Source organism: Halomonas beimenensis, assembly GCF_002549795.1.
GTDB lineage: Bacteria > Pseudomonadota > Gammaproteobacteria > Pseudomonadales > Halomonadaceae > Halomonas > Halomonas beimenensis.
The window spans coordinates 1,291,956-1,303,701 of record NZ_CP021435.1 but is presented as its reverse complement, the minus strand read 5'-3'; the positions used below and the strand labels follow the sequence as shown (position 1 = coordinate 1,303,701).

Here is an 11,746-nt window from a genome sequence, read left to right as displayed (position 1 = left end):
AAGGCTAGGCGCCCTCCCCCGCCAGGCGGGGCTCACGCTCCAGCACGATGCCGAAGCGGTCCTCGACGGCTCCGGCCACGCGTTCCGCGAACGCGAGCAGCTCCGTCGCACTGCCCCCGCCATGATGCACCAGCACCAGGGCCTGACGGTCATGGACGCCGAAATGCCCATGGCGCCAGCCCTTGAGCCCGCAGCGATCGATCAGCCAGCCGGCCGCCAGCTTGACCCTGCCGGCCGGCTGCGGGAACCACGGCATGTCGGGGTGCTCCCTGAGCAGCGCCTCGGCCTGCTCCGACGCCACCACCGGATTCTTGAAGAAGCTGCCGGCGTTGCCGAGCCGGGCGGGATCGGGCAGCTTCTCGCGACGCACCGCGCATACCGCCTCCGCCACCGCCAAGGGGGTGGGGGCCGGCCCGACCCGGTTCGCCAGGTCCCCGTAGGCCAGTCGCGGCGCGGCCCGGCGCGAAAGGCGCAGCACCAGGCGGGTGATGACCACTCGACCGGCCAGGCTTCCCTTGAAGATGCTGTCGCGATAGCCGAAGGCACAATCCTCGGCTCCCAGCACGACCTCTCGCCCATCGTCGAGGTACACGAGGTGCACGGCCTCGAGCGCCTCGCCGAGCTCCACGCCATAGGCGCCGATGTTCTGGATCGGTGCCGCCCCGCAATGACCGGGAATCAATGCCAGGTTCTCCAGCCCCCAGAGGCCGCGGGCGGCCAGGGCCATGACCAGGTCGTGCCAGACCACACCGGCCTCGACATGCACACGAACGGTGTCGCCCTCGGCCTCCTCCTGCCACCAGGCGTCCATGGCGGGGCGAATCACCAGGCCGGACAGGCGCTCGGGCAGGATCAGGTTGCTGCCTCCACCGAGCACCAGAGTCGGCCAATCCTCGGCTCGCGCCAGGGCCAGGGCGGCCTGGAGCGCGGCCGTGCTGCCAGGCCGCACCAGGCGCTCGGCGATGCATGGCAGCCCCAGGGTATTGGCCTGGGCGAGGTCGACCTCGGTTCGGATGGCGACGCTCAAGGGGTCCGCTCCAGGCGATCGCGCACCGCCGTGAGCAGGCCCCGGGAGGCGGCCTCGACCAGGTCGAGGACCTCCTCGAAGCCGGCGTCGCCCCCGTAGTAGGGGTCGGGCACCGCCCGGCCCGGAAACCCGGCGAACTCGAGCAGGAGCCCCACATGGGCGGCGCAGTCGGCGGGACGCCGGGCCTGAAGGACGGACAGGTTGTCCTCGTCCATGGCCAGCAGGTAGTCGAACCGGTCGAAGTCCCGATCGTCGAGTTGCCGGGCCCGCAGCGCGGAAAGATCCAGTCCGCGGGAGGCCGCGGCCGCCTGCGCCCGAGGGTCCGGTGCCTTGCCCAGGTGCCATGACCCGATACCGCAGGAGTCGACCTCGACCCGTCCGTCGAGTCCCGCCTCCGTGAGGTGGCGGCGAAACATCCCCTCGGCGGTGGGCGATCGGCAGATGTTGCCCAGGCAGACGAAGAGCACTCGCATCACTGGTCTCCTTGGGGTTGACTCAAGACATCACGCACCCGAGCCAGGTCCTGCGGCGTATCCACGCCGGCCGGATGCGCCTGGGTGGCCAGGGCCACCTGGATGGCGTGGCCGTGATGCAGGGCCCGCAGTTGCTCCAGCTGCTCGAGACGCTCCAGGGGGGACGGCGGCCAATGGCGATACTCGGCCAGGAAGCTCGCCCGATAGGCATAGAGCCCGATGTGGCGAAGCCAGGCATCGGTCTCGAGCCAGTCGGGACGGGCCGCGAAGGCCTCGCGATCCCAGGGGATGGGCGCCCGGGAGAAGTACAGCGCCCGCCCCGACAGCGCGCGCACCACCTTGACCGCATTGGGGTTGAAGAGGGTCTCGACGTCGGTGATGGGCTCGGCGAGGGTGGCGATGGAGGCTCCCGGATCATCGAACAGCCTTGCCGCCACCTGATCGATCAGGGCCGGCGGGATCAGCGGCTCGTCGCCCTGCACGTTGACCAGGACGGCATCCTCGGCCAGCCCCAGGTGATCGGCCACCTCGGCCAGCCGGTCGGTCCCGGAGGGATGATCGTCCCGGGTCATCACGACCTCGGCGCCGAGGGGCGCCAGCGCATCGCGGATGCGCTCGTCGTCGGTGGCCACCACCACTCGCCCGGCGGCGCTGGCCGAGGCGCGCTGCCAGACGTGGGCCACCATGGGCATCCCGGCGATGTCCAGCAGCGGCTTGCCCGGCAGGCGGCTCGAGGCGAAACGGGCCGGGATGACGGCGATGAAATCCTGCATGGTCGCTTCCTCAGGCCTCGTCCCGATGACCCGACGACGGCGGGAGCTTCTCGTCCACCTCCAGGTGCCGGGCCTCCTCGGGGAGCATCACCGGGATGCCATCCCGCACCGGATAGGCCAGGCCGTCGAAGCGGCAGAGCAGCTCCTCGGCCTGCCGATCGTATTTCAGCTTGCCCTTGCACAGCGGGCAGACCAGCATCGCCAGCAGTTCCTTGTCCATTGTCACGCCTCCGTGATCAGCGAGGGCGTCGCGTCCGCGCGACGCCCGGATGGTCAGAGTGTCGCCAGGCGGCCATCCAGCCAGGCGACGAAATCGGGATCGGGGATCGCCTCCACTTCCAGTACCCACGCCTCCCCGGAGGCCAGGCCGCGGCACTTGACCGCATCCTTGGCGGTCATCACCAGGGGACGATCGTCACCGAAGGCCAGGTCATCGGCGGTGAAGCGGTGATGATCGCCGAAGGAATGCGCCACATGGGCGATGCCAAGGGCCTCCAGGGTGGCGAAGAAGCGCGCCGGACGGCCGATACCGGCCACCGCATGCACCGGGCCGCGGAAGGGGGGCGGCGAGACGGGATACCGCGCGCCGTCGTCGAGGGAGCGCCAGCCGGACGGCGCCAGGGTCATGCGATGCGCCGCGACGGGCAGGTCCCGGCGCGGCTCGCCGTTGACGATCACGGCATCCACCGTGGCGACGCGCTCCCGCGGCTCGCGCAGGGGCCCGGCGGGCAGGCAGTGGCCGTTGCCGAGGCCGCGGTGGCCGTCCACCACCAGGAGCTCCAGGTCGCGCCCCAGGGCGAGGTGCTGCAAGCCGTCGTCGGAGAGCAGGATATCGCAACCGGCTTCCAGCAACCGCCGGCCGCCCCGTGGCCGGTCCGGGTCGACCACCACCGGGACCCCGGTCTGCTCGGCCAGCATGCGTGGCTCGTCGCCGCAGGACGTCGGCGGCGTGTCGGCGGTGACCCACAGCGGATAACGCTCGGCCTTGCCCCCGTAACCCCGGGACAGGATCCCCGGGCGTCGCCCGCGCTCCTGCAGACGGCGGGCCAGCCAGGCCAGGGGCGGCGCGTTGCCGGTTCCGCCGAGGGTGATGTTGCCGACCACGATGACCGGCACCGGCGCCCGCCAGACCCGGCGTCGCCCTTCGGCATAGGCCCTGGCCCGATCCGCCACCACCCGCCGATAGAGCGCCTCCAGGGGCCGCAGGACTCGCAGCCACGGCGCGCCCGCATAGGCGGCCTCCAGCCAGCGCTCCCCGACACCGCCGCTCATGCCGGCTGGGGGTCCTGGAATTGCAGGCGATGCAGGGCCGCATAGGCCCCGTCCCGGGCCAGCAGGTCGGCATCGGTGCCCTGCTCGACGATCTCGCCCTGCTCCATGACCAGGATTCGGTCGGCCCGCTCGATGGTGGAGAGCCGGTGGGCGATGACGAAGGTGGTGCGCCCCCGGCAGACCTCCTCCAGGGCGGCCTGGATATGGCGCTCGGACTCGGAGTCCAGTGCCGAGGTGGCCTCGTCGAGGACCAGCAGGGGCGCGTCCTTGAAGATCGCCCGGGCGATGGCCAGTCGCTGGCGCTGGCCGCCGGAGAGCATCACGCCGTTCTCGCCGACCAGGGTGGCATAGCCCTGTGGCAGGCGCTCGATGAACTCGTGGGCATGGGCGGCTCGGGCCGCGGCCTCGATCGCCGCCGGGTCGGCATCGGGCACGCCGTAGGCGATGTTGTCCGCGATGGAGGCGTTGAACAGGGTCACCTGCTGGGACACCAGGGCGATGCAGCGCCGCAGGGGGGCCAGCCGATATTCCTGGAGGGCCACCCCGTCGATCAGGATGCGTCCCGCCGTTGGCCGATAGAAGCGGGGCAGCAGCCCCATCAGGGTGGACTTGCCGCTCCCCGATCGTCCGACGATGGCCACCATCTCGCCGGGGGCCACCTCCAGGTCGATGCCCTTGAGCACCTCGGGCTGATCCACCCCGTAGGCGAATCGCACGCCCTCGAAGCTCACCCGCCCCTCGAGCCGATCCGGCTCACGAGTGCCGTCGTCCGCCTCGGGCGGCTCCTCCAGCAGCCCGAAGAGCTCGCCGGAGGCGGCGATCCCCTTCTGGATCTCGCTGTTGATCTCGGTGAGCTGGCGCACCGGCTTGGCCATCAGCGAGGCCGCGGTGATGAAGGCCACGAACTCGCCGGGCGTCATGTCCGCCATCAGCGTCGGCGACATGGCCAGCCACACCAGCCCCGCCAGCGCGAGTGCCACCAGCAGCTGAATGACCGGCGTGCTGGTGGCCTTGGTCAGGGCCTCCTTCATGCTCTGGCGGCGGTTGGCCTCGCTGGCCTCGGCGAAGCGGGCCTTCTCGTAGCCCTCGGCGCCGTGGGTGCGCACCACCCGGTAACCGGACAGGGCCTCGGAGGCCACATGGGTGACATCCCCCATGGAGTGCTGGATGCGCCGCGAGATGCGCCGGAAACGCTTGCTGGCATAACTGACCACGCCGCCGATCAACGGGGTCACGGCCAGGAACAGCAGGGTGAGCATCCAGTTGGTCCACAGCAGGTAGACCCCCAGGCCGATGACGAAGAGCCCCTCGCGCAGCAGGATGGTGATGGCCTTGGTGGCCGCGCCGGTGACCTGCTCCACGTGGAAGGTCACCCGGGAGATCAGCTGCCCCGAGCTGTGGGCATCGAAGAACCGGCCCGGCAGGTGGAGCATGTGATTGAAGACGTCGCAGCGCAGAGCATGGACCAGGTTGCGGGCCACCTGGCTCATGAAGTAGGTGCCGAGGAAGGTCCCCAGGCCGCGGGCGGCGAACATGCCCACCACGAACAGCGGCAGCCAGAGCCGGAAGGCGGCATCGGGCTCCTGGATGCCATCGATCAGGCGCTTCATCATCTCGGCCAGCGCCGTGCTGGACGCCGCGTAGATGGCATAGCCGAGGATGGCCAGGACGAAGGCCTTCCGATAGGGCCTGACGTAGCCCAGCAGGCGCTTGTAGAGGGACCAGCCCGATTGTTCGCTCACGGTGACTCCGCTTCAGTGTGTGTCGCCTCGGCGGTGGCGATGCGCACCCGTCGAATGCCCTGGGCGCCGGCCCGGTCGAGCACCCGGACGACGTCGGCATGGGCGGCCCGGGCATCGGCCTCGACGACCAGGCCGTGCTCCCGGGCCCGCTCCGCTTCGGCCGCCAGGGCCTCTCCCAGCTCGTCGGCGGCGAGGATACGGTCTCCCAGGCGATAGCCGCCGTCGGGGGTGACCACCACCGTCACCGGCGACACCTCGGCGGCGACCCCGGTGACGCTCTCGGGCAGCTCGAGCTCGAGCGCCTGGCGGGTCTCGAAGGTGGTGGACACCATGAAGAAGATCAGCAGCAGGAAGACCACGTCGATCAGCGGGGTGAGGTTGACCTCCACCGGTTCGCGTCGCGTGCGCGGCACTCTCATGGCTGTTTCGCCCTCGACGTCGCGGCATCCTTGTCCGACGGGCGCGCGCCCTCGCGAGGCTCTACCTCATGACGCTCGGCGAGGGTCAGGTCGCCCGGGTAGTGGGCCAGGAATTCCACCACCTGCCCGGCCTGTTCCTCGATGCGCACGGTGATGTCCTCCACCCGCCGCTGGAAGTAGCGGTGAAACATCAGGGCGGGAATCGCCACGGTCAGGCCGGCGGCGGTGGTCACCAGTGCCCGGGAGATGCCGCCGGCCAGGTCGGCGGTACGTTCCACGCCATCGCTGGCGACGATCACCGCGAACACCTCGATCATGCCCACCACGGTGCCCAGCAGGCCGATCAGGGGGGTGATCGAGGCGATGGTGCCCAGGGGGCTGAGGAAGCGTTCCATGTCGTGGACCACGGCGGTGGCGGCCTCCTGGAAGCGGGCCCGGACCTGCTCGTGGCCGAGGCGGGCATTACGCAGCCCCGCCGCCAGCACGCCCCCCAGGGGGGAGTGACTCTCCAGCCAATAGAGGTTGATCTGGCCACGCGCCACCAGGGAGCAGACCTCCTGGCCGAGGCCACGAGGGGCGATCCGCCCGGGGCGCAGCGTCCAGAGGCGTTCGACGACGATCACCGCCGCCACCAGCGAGCAGCCCAGCAACGGCAGCATCAGCCAGCCCCCGGCGATCAGGGCCTCCATCATGGTCATGGCGGTCACCTCCCTCGAGCAATCACCGGCGCGCCTCCGGCATCGATGGGGGCGATTCTAACGCAAGGCAGTCCTCTCCGACACCGGGCGGCCGGCGGGCCGCCTGCGGCCCCTCGCCCTCCCCCCGCCCCAACCACAGGGTCAGCGCCCCGTCCCGGGCGGTGTTCCACAGGCAGCTCCCCTGTCGGCGAAAGCGCCTCACCACCTCGGGCGCCGGGTGGCCGAAGCGGTTGCCCCGCCCGGCGCTGAAGATCACGTGGCGGGGGCGTAGCCGTTGCACGAAGCGAGGGGTCGAGCTGGTGCGGCTGCCGTGATGGCCCGCCACCAGCACGGTCACCGGCCCCTCGGGGCGCTCGAGCAGGGTCGCCTCGACGCGGGCCCCGGCATCGCCGGTGACCAGCAGGTCGTGGCCCCCCGCCCGGATCAGCAGCACGCAGGAGCGGTCGTTGTCCGACAGGCCCCGCATCCTGGCGGGCGGCCAGAGGAGACGAAACGCCACCCCATCCCGCCGCCAGCGACGGCCCGCCACGCAAGGCTCGGCGGCGACCGGCAAGGCGTCCTCCGGCGGGGCCAGGAAACGCCCCACCCGATGATGGTCGAGCAGGCCCTCGAGACCGCCGGCATGGTCCCGGTCGCCGTGGCTGACGATGATGTCATCGAACACCTGCCCGGGGGGCCAGAGGGTGGTCAACGGCATGAAGCCGGAAGCGAAGCGCGGGCCGGTGTCGATCAGCGCCCGGTAGGAGGCCGTCCGCAGCTCGATCAGCTGGCCCTGCCCCACGTCATGGACCCGAACCCGCAGCTCGCCAGGTACGGGTACCGCCGGGGACGGCCAGAGCGGCAAGGCGGCCAGCAGCGGCGTGGCCGACCACCGCAATCGGATGTCGAGACCCGGCAGCCCCCAGACCAGGCCCAGCGCCGCCAGCGCCATCGCCAGGGGCAGGACCATCGCCGGGTCGGGTTGCCACAGCGGCAGGAGGTCCGTGGCGACGGCCAGCAGGCTCGCCAGACTCTCCCCCAACCAGGCGAAGAGGGCCCAGCAGGCCCCGGACAGCGGGGGCGCCCAGGCCAGGGCCCAGCCCGCCAGGCCCAGGGGCACCATCAGGCTGCCCACCAGGGGGACCGCGACCAGGTTGACCAGGGGCGCGACCGGGGCGAGACGGTCGAAGCCCAGGAGCACCGCTCCGGCCATCGGCGGCGCCAGCAGTAACTGGGTACGAACCAGCGCCCAGGCCCAGCCGCGCGCCCCGCGAGGCCGAGGCCTGCCCTGCCAGATCAGGATCAGCCAGGCCACCGCGGCGAAGGACAGCCAGAAGCCGGGACGCCAGACCGAGAGGGGATCGGCGAGCACGACCAGCGCCATGGCCAGCCACCAGGCCTGCCAGGGCCCGGGGGCATGACGGCCGCTGGCGGCCCAGAGGCCCACCACCACCATGATCGTGGCCCGCGCCGCCGGGGGCTCGAGACCGGCCAGGCCGGCATAGGTGACGGCCGACACCCCGGCGGCCCACCAGGGCCATACCGCCATCCGCCAGCCTCCCGGCGCCAGGCCGCGGGCCAGTCCCCGGGCGAGCCAGAGCGCGAAGCCCGCCACCAACCCCACATGCAGCCCGGAGATCACCATCAGGTGAGTCGTGCCGCTGGCATTGAGCAGCGCCCAGTCGTCCGCGCTGAGTCGCTCGCCGGCCCCGAGCGTCAGGGCGGCCAGCCAACGCCGCGGGCGCGGGGACAGCGCCTGGTCCTCGAGGTGATCGAGTGCCGCCCGGCGCAGCGAGAAGGGAGCGTCGGCCAGTTTCCTGGGGGGCGGATCGTCACGCACATAGCCGGTGGCCTGGATCCCCTCTCGCCACAGCCAGGCCCGGTAATCGAAGGCGCCGGGGTTGGCGAACCCGGACGGCGGTCGCAGGCGGGCCGCCAGGCGCCAACGCTCGCCCACCGTCAGCGTCGGCGGATCGTAGGCGCTCAGGCGGATTCGCGACAGCCCCTCGCAAGCGGGCAGTCCCGGCGACCGGGGGCGGCATCGCTCGACCTCCAGGGTCAGCCTGGCCAGCCGGGTCTGCCGGGAAACGGCCACCAGGCGTCCTTCCAGCACCAGGTCCTGGCGAGCCAGCCCCGGGGCGAGCTCGTCGCCCTTGAGCAGCAGCACCTGAAGGGTGACCGCCAGGAACACGCCCAGCAGCAGGACACCCTGCCAGCGGCGAGCCGCCAGCGCGACCAGCAGCACCAGGCCGAGGCCCTGCAGCCAGGCCTCGGAAGCGAGATGGCCCGAGAGCACGCCACCGAGGGCGGCGAGCGCCAGGGGCATGGCCCATCCAGGTCCCATCGCATCATCCCTGATCGGCGCCATGGCGGTCGTTGACGGGCGCCATGGCGAGGCACGCGGCATGTATGGATAATAGCTCGGGTATCGAAGCCGCGAGCCCCTTCACCATGCCGCGCCGTCTCCTGCAGCGCTATCTGCCTCATCCCGAGACCCTCAGGCGCCAGCGCTCCTTGCGCTTCATGAGCCACCTGATCGGCAATCCTTCCCTGTGGATGCTGTCCCGTCGCAGCGTGGCCAACGCCTTCTTCGTGGGCCTGTTCTGTGCCCTGCTGCCGATCCCCTTCCAGATGGCGGTGGCGGCGCTGGGCGCCTGGGGGCTGCGGGCCAACCTGCCCCTGGCGGTAGGGCTGGTCTGGATCACCAACCCCCTGACGATGCCGCTGATCTTCTATGGCAACTACCGGCTCGGCGCCTGGCTCCTGGACCTGCCGGTGCGTGCGGCACCGGATCGCCTGTCCACCGAATGGGTGGCCGAGCAGATGCTGGACATCCTGCCCGCCCTGGCGGCAGGCTCGCTGCTCGCGGCCTTGCTCGCCGGCCTGGCCGGCAGCCTGTTCATCCGGCTGGCGTGGCGCTGGCAGGTGGCGCGCAGTTGGAAGCGACGCGCGGCACGGCGCCGCGACTATCGGCTGGGCAACCGTCTGTGATGCGGGTCGTCGGCCACGCTCAGGCCCGGCTCGGCGTGGAACTCAGGCGCCCCCCATCGAGCCGCAGCACCCGATCCTGATGGGCGGCCAGGCCCGGGTCATGGGTGACGACCACGAAGGCGCAGGCCGCGCTCTGCGCCAGCTCGTCCATCAGTGCCAGGATGCTGGCGGCCGTGGTCTGGTCGAGGTTGCCGGTGGGCTCATCCATCAGCACCAGGCTGGGGTCGGTCACCAGGGCCCGCGCGATGGCGACTCGCTGGCGCTCGCCCCCCGACAGCTCGCCGGGCTTGTGGTCGGCCCGCCCTTCCATGCCGACGCGGGCCAGCAGGTCCCGGGCCCGCGCCTCGGCCACCCGCTTGCGCAGGCCACGCACGATCAACGGCAAGGCGGCGTTCTCCAGGGCCGTGAACTCGGCGAGCAGGTGATGGAACTGATAGACGAAACCGATGTGCCGGTTGCGGAACCGTCCCAGCTCGGCGTCGCCGAGCGCCTGCAGGGGCTGTCCGGCGATGCGCACTTCGCCGGCGCTGGGCCGGTCCAGGCCGCCCAGCAGGTTGAGCAGGGTCGTCTTGCCGGAGCCGGAGCTGCCGATCACCGCCACGCGCTCCCCGGCCCGCACCTCGAGTGCCAGGTCGTCGAGCACGGTGAGGTCGCGGGGCCCTTCGCGGTAGACGCGGGTCAGGCCCTCGCAGGCCAGCATCACCCCCCGCTCGGCCGTGTCTCGCGGGATAGTCTGGGTCATGGCGGGGTCATTCATAGCGGAGCACCTCGGCGGGCTGCACCCAGGCCGCGCGCCAGGCCGGGTAGAGGGTCGACAGGAAGGTCAGCACGAAGGCCGCCGCGACGATGTTGCCGACATCCGACCACAGCAGCTGGGACGGCAGGTCGCTGATGAAGTAGACGCCGGCGTCGAGGAACTGGATACCCAGCGTCGACTCGACGAAGCCGATGATGTCGGAGACGAACAGGGCCAGCAGGATGCCAAGGCCGACCCCCACCAGGATGCCGATCACCCCGATGGCCAGACCCTGGACCATGAAGATGCCCATGATGGAACGGGGCGTGGCCCCGATGGTGCGCAGGATCGCGATGTCGGCGTGCTTGTCGGTGACCACCATCACCAGGGTGGAGACGATGTTGAAGGCCGCCACCGCGACGATCACGGTGAGCAGCAAGGCGATCATGCGCTTCTCCATCTGGATGGCCTGGAAGAGGTTCCCCCGGGTGTAGGTCCAGTCCAGCCCCCGATAGCCCGGCCCCAGGTCGTCGATGATCGCACGAGTCACGCTGCCGGCGAGGAAGAGGTCGTCGAGTTCCAGGCGCAGCCCGCCCACCGCCTCGCCCATGCGGGCCAGGGTCTGCATGTCCTCGATATGGGCATAGGCCAGGCTCGCATCCAGATCCGCCCCGACGCTGAAGATACCGCTGACAGTGAAGCGCTTGAGCCGCGGGAAGACGCCCGCGGGGGTGATCGAGGCTTCGGGCACCAGCAGCGTCACCCGGTCGCCGACGCCGATGCCGAGCTGGCGGGCCAGCAGCTCGCCGAGCACGATGTTCCACTCCCCCGGGACCAGGTCCGCGAGGCTGCCGCGGACCATGTGCTCGTCGACGATCGACACCCGGCCTTCCCATGCCGGCTCGATGCCGTTGACCAGGGCCCCCTGGTTGCGCCCGCCCACCGAGAACATGCCCTGCTGCTGGACGTAGGGGGCCGCGCCGACCACATGCTCGCGTTGCATGAGGCGCTCGGCCAGGGGCTGCCAGTCGGTGAGCCCTGCCGGCACCTCGATGCGGGTATGGGGCACCATGCCCAGCACCCGAGTGCGCAGCTCCCGGTCGAAGCCGTTCATCACGGACAGCACCAGGATCAGCACCGCCACGCCCAGGGTCAGGCCCAGCATGGAGGTCAGGGAGATGAAGGAGATGAAATGATTGCGACGCTTGGCCCGCACGTAGCGCAGCCCGATCAGGAATGGCAGACGATCCAGCATATGAGCGTTCCTTGTCGGCGGGCGCTCATGGTACGTGTTTTTGCGCACGGCTGCACCGGGGCCACGGCGACTTGCATCAAGCCTGCATCCTTCGCCCGGGACCGGGCGGCGTGGGCCCGGCCGAGCCTTCAGCCATGCCGACGCATCAGCATGGCGACCACCTCCGGTGGCAGGGTGCGGCGGCGCTCACGGTCCGCAACACCGGCGCCGGCCGTCGTCCTCGGGCGGGATGCGGGCCGCTCGGCGTCCGTCGCCGTGCCGGACCCGGGGCGCAGGCGGGGCGTGGCCTCACGCAGCACCCGTGGCAACAACAGCAGGCTGGCCAGGGCCGCCAGGGCGGCGACGACCGCCAGGACGAAGGCCAGGGTGAGGTAATCCATG

Annotated in this window: 13 protein-coding genes; 1 reads left to right on the top strand and 12 read right to left on the bottom strand. The window is 71.1% G+C overall.

The window, feature by feature from the left end:
• Nucleotides 1–4 precede the first annotated feature (4 nt).
• From murB to BEI_RS06160, 9 genes are read right to left on the bottom strand one after another with little or no spacing between them, the layout of a single operon-like run.
• On the bottom strand, nucleotides 5–1,027 hold the full coding sequence (gene murB / locus BEI_RS06195) for a UDP-N-acetylmuramate dehydrogenase (RefSeq protein WP_227644599.1): 1,023 nt from the start codon (nucleotides 1,025–1,027) through the stop codon (nucleotides 5–7).
• A complete protein-coding gene (locus BEI_RS19225; protein ID WP_227644597.1) occupies nucleotides 1,024–1,500 on the bottom strand; it encodes a low molecular weight protein-tyrosine-phosphatase in 477 nt (158 codons plus the stop codon). The genes murB and BEI_RS19225 overlap by 4 nt, the downstream gene beginning before the upstream one ends.
• Complete coding sequence (gene kdsB, locus BEI_RS06190) at nucleotides 1,500–2,273, bottom strand: 3-deoxy-manno-octulosonate cytidylyltransferase (protein WP_097788696.1); 774 nt, start codon at nucleotides 2,271–2,273, stop codon at nucleotides 1,500–1,502. The genes BEI_RS19225 and kdsB overlap by 1 nt, the downstream gene beginning before the upstream one ends.
• 10 nt (nucleotides 2,274–2,283) lie before the next feature.
• Nucleotides 2,284–2,493 carry a Trm112 family protein gene (locus BEI_RS06185; protein ID WP_097788695.1) on the bottom strand — a complete coding sequence of 70 codons (210 nt, stop codon included), beginning with the start codon at nucleotides 2,491–2,493 and terminating at the stop codon, nucleotides 2,284–2,286.
• Between the two features lie 53 nt (nucleotides 2,494–2,546).
• Nucleotides 2,547–3,545 (bottom strand): tetraacyldisaccharide 4'-kinase, encoded by a 999-nt coding sequence (gene lpxK / locus BEI_RS06180; protein WP_097788694.1) that lies wholly within the window; start codon nucleotides 3,543–3,545, stop codon nucleotides 2,547–2,549.
• A complete protein-coding gene (gene msbA / locus BEI_RS06175) occupies nucleotides 3,542–5,287 on the bottom strand; it encodes a lipid A export permease/ATP-binding protein MsbA (RefSeq protein WP_097788693.1) in 1,746 nt (581 codons plus the stop codon). Before msbA ends, lpxK begins: the two co-directional genes overlap by 4 nt.
• Nucleotides 5,284–5,706 carry an ExbD/TolR family protein gene (locus tag BEI_RS06170; protein WP_097788692.1) on the bottom strand — a complete coding sequence of 141 codons (423 nt, stop codon included), beginning with the start codon at nucleotides 5,704–5,706 and terminating at the stop codon, nucleotides 5,284–5,286. The genes msbA and BEI_RS06170 overlap by 4 nt, the downstream gene beginning before the upstream one ends.
• On the bottom strand, nucleotides 5,703–6,404 hold the full coding sequence (locus tag BEI_RS06165; protein WP_097788691.1) for a MotA/TolQ/ExbB proton channel family protein: 702 nt from the start codon (nucleotides 6,402–6,404) through the stop codon (nucleotides 5,703–5,705). Before BEI_RS06165 ends, BEI_RS06170 begins: the two co-directional genes overlap by 4 nt.
• A gap of 22 nt (nucleotides 6,405–6,426) precedes the next feature.
• Nucleotides 6,427–8,709 carry a DNA internalization-related competence protein ComEC/Rec2 gene (locus BEI_RS06160; protein WP_227644596.1) on the bottom strand — a complete coding sequence of 761 codons (2,283 nt, stop codon included), beginning with the start codon at nucleotides 8,707–8,709 and terminating at the stop codon, nucleotides 6,427–6,429.
• A 125-nt stretch (nucleotides 8,710–8,834) separates the two neighbouring features.
• Here BEI_RS06160 and BEI_RS06155 point away from each other — a divergent pair, with 125 nt between their 5' ends.
• The gene (locus tag BEI_RS06155; protein ID WP_097788689.1) at nucleotides 8,835–9,374 is read left to right on the top strand and encodes a DUF2062 domain-containing protein; all 540 of its coding nucleotides are present in this window, start codon (nucleotides 8,835–8,837) and stop codon (nucleotides 9,372–9,374) included.
• A gap of 19 nt (nucleotides 9,375–9,393) precedes the next feature.
• Here BEI_RS06155 and BEI_RS06150 read toward each other — a convergent pair whose 3' ends face one another.
• From BEI_RS06150 to BEI_RS06140, 3 genes are all read right to left on the bottom strand, one after another.
• Nucleotides 9,394–10,116: an ABC transporter ATP-binding protein gene (locus BEI_RS06150; RefSeq protein WP_097788688.1), complete on the bottom strand. Its 723-nt coding sequence runs from the start codon at nucleotides 10,114–10,116 to the stop codon at nucleotides 9,394–9,396.
• A 7-nt stretch (nucleotides 10,117–10,123) separates the two neighbouring features.
• Nucleotides 10,124–11,365 carry a lipoprotein-releasing ABC transporter permease subunit gene (locus BEI_RS06145; protein ID WP_097788687.1) on the bottom strand — a complete coding sequence of 414 codons (1,242 nt, stop codon included), beginning with the start codon at nucleotides 11,363–11,365 and terminating at the stop codon, nucleotides 10,124–10,126.
• A gap of 128 nt (nucleotides 11,366–11,493) precedes the next feature.
• The gene (locus tag BEI_RS06140) at nucleotides 11,494–11,745 is read right to left on the bottom strand and encodes a hypothetical protein (protein ID WP_097788686.1); all 252 of its coding nucleotides are present in this window, start codon (nucleotides 11,743–11,745) and stop codon (nucleotides 11,494–11,496) included.
• Nucleotide 11,746: the final 1 nt, after the last annotated feature.